This window comes from Ferrovum myxofaciens, assembly GCF_000735045.1.
Classification (GTDB): domain Bacteria; phylum Pseudomonadota; class Gammaproteobacteria; order Burkholderiales; family Ferrovaceae; genus Ferrovum; species Ferrovum myxofaciens.
Window position 1 is genome coordinate 1 of record NZ_JPOQ01000585.1, and the last position, 253, is coordinate 253.

1 protein-coding gene is annotated in these 253 nt (G+C 52.2%); it reads left to right on the top strand.

Annotated elements, in window-relative coordinates; all coding sequences use genetic code 11:
• A partial coding sequence (locus IV91_RS19965; RefSeq protein ID WP_150112544.1) for a zinc ribbon domain-containing protein occupies positions 1–154 on the top strand: 154 nt, incomplete at its 5' end.
• Positions 155–253: the final 99 nt, after the last annotated feature.

The window sequence follows — 253 nt, forward strand, 5'->3', positions numbered from 1 at the left end:
ATACGTCCTCAAGAGTCTTTCGCTTTCGACACGTCAATGGGTTTGTCCAGATTGCGGACAAAGCCATGATCGGGATCTGAATGCCAGTATTAACATCCTGATGGCTGGGAAAGCGATATTGGCCGGCGCAGACGGCTTGAGGATTCACGAATGAACAAAACCGGAGGATTTCCGGGGTTAGCCTGTGGAGCGAGCAAGGATGCGAAACGGCGTAGCCGTATCAGCAGACCTCTCGCGTTGAAGCAGGAAACAT